This is a genomic window from Allobosea sp. P1_A7, assembly GCF_056406775.1.
This window is the reverse complement of record NZ_JBFTZN010000533.1, coordinates 1-1713: the sequence shown is the minus strand read 5'-3', so window position 1 is coordinate 1713 and position 1713 is coordinate 1. Positions and strand designations below refer to the sequence as shown.

3 protein-coding genes are annotated in these 1713 nt (G+C 67.3%); all 3 read left to right on the top strand.

The annotated features are described in order from the left end of the window. On the top strand, window positions 1-333 hold a 333-nt coding region (locus AC1D34_RS37335), incomplete at its 5' end, for a branched-chain amino acid ABC transporter permease (RefSeq protein ID WP_476826998.1). Next, window positions 330-1082: an ABC transporter ATP-binding protein gene (locus AC1D34_RS37330; RefSeq protein WP_476826997.1), complete on the top strand. Its 753-nt coding sequence runs from the start codon at window positions 330-332 to the stop codon at window positions 1080-1082. The genes AC1D34_RS37335 and AC1D34_RS37330, both read left to right, overlap by 4 nt. Beyond that, a partial coding sequence (locus tag AC1D34_RS37325) for an ABC transporter ATP-binding protein (RefSeq protein ID WP_476826996.1) occupies window positions 1082-1713 on the top strand: 632 nt, incomplete at its 3' end. The genes AC1D34_RS37330 and AC1D34_RS37325, both read left to right, overlap by 1 nt.

Here is a 1713-nt window from a genome sequence, read left to right as displayed (position 1 = left end):
CCCTATTCCTACAAGCTCACCGCCTTCGTCGTCTCCGGCATGGGGGCCGGGCTCGCCGGGGCGCTGATGGCCAATTACCTGCGCTTCGTCAGCCCCGACATGCTGCACTGGACCAAGTCGGGCGAGCTGATGATCATGGTCATCCTCGGCGGTGTCGGCACGGTCCTTGGCCCGCTGTTCGGCGCGGCTGCGCTCGTCATCCTGGAAACCGTGCTCACCGCCTGGACCGAGCACTGGCAGCTCATCCTCGGGCCTGTCCTGCTGTTCGTCGTCCTGTTCACGCAGGGCGGGCTCAGCGCGCTCTTCAACCGCGTCGGAAGGGTCGGGAGTTGACGCAGCCCCTGCTTTCCGTACGCAACCTGCAGAAGTGCTTTGGCGGACTCGTAGCCACCGACAAGGTCGATCTCGACGTGGTCGAAGGCGAGGTCCACRCCCTGATCGGCCCGAACGGCGCGGGCAAGACCACGCTGATCACCCAGCTCTTCGGCGAGCTCTCCCATGACGAGGGCGAGATCCGCCTGGACGGCGAGGATATCGGCCGGCTGCCGACGCCGCAGCGCGTCCGTCGCGGCCTCGCCCGCACCTTCCAGATCACCCATCTGCTGCCGGACTACACCATGCTCGACAATGTCGCGCTGGCCGTGCAGGCTCATGAAGGGCACAGCTTTCACTTCTTCGCCAATGCCCGCCGCGACGAGGCGCTGCGCGCCAGGGCACGGCAGCATCTGGCGGCGGCCGGCCTGGCGGCGCGCGCCGAGGTGAGAGTCGCCGATCTCTCCCATGGCGAGCAGAAACAGCTCGAATTCGCGGTGGCGCTCGCCTGCGAACCGCGCCTTCTCCTGCTCGACGAACCAATGGCCGGCCTCGGCCATGCCGAGAGCGAACAGATGGTCGCGATGCTCCGGGCCCTGAAGGGGCGCGTCACCCTGCTGCTCGTCGAACACGACATGGACGCGGTCTTCGCGCTGGCGGACCGGATCTCCGTGCTTGTCTATGGCCGCGTGATCGCGACCGGGACGGCCGCCGAAATTCGCGACAACCCGGATGTCCGCATCGCCTATCTCGGCGAGGGAGACGCCTGATGCTGAGCGTACGCAACCTGCAATCGGCCTATGGCGCCAGCCAGGTCCTCTTCGACGTCGCGCTCGACATCGCGGAGGGCGAGGTCGTGACATTGCTCGGCCGCAACGGCATGGGCAAGACCACCACCGTGCGCTCGATCATGGGCCTGCTCCCGCCGAAGGCCGGCGAAGTCCGGTTCGGGGGCCGCGCCGTATCGGGCAGTCCGCCGGAGAAGATCGCCCGCTGCGGCATCGGCCTGGTGCCGGAAGGCCGGCAGGTCTTCCCTACGCTGAGCGTGCGCGAAAACCTCGTCGCCACCGCATCGAACCGGCTGAAGCGTGCACAGCCCTGGACGCTCGAACGGGTCTATCGCCTGTTCCCGCGCCTTGAGGAGCGCGCCGGGCAATCGGCGCGGACCCTGTCAGGCGGCGAACAGCAGATGCTCGCAGTCGGCCGGGCGCTGATGACCAATCCGAAGCTGCTGATCCTCGACGAGGCGACGGAGGGTCTCGCGCCGGTGATCCGCGCCGAGATCTGGTCCTGCATCGAGGTGCTCAAGGCGCAGGGCCAGTCCATCCTGCTGATCGACAAGAACATCAACGTGCTCAAGCGCATCGCCGATCGCCACTACATCCTCGAAAGGGGCCGCAC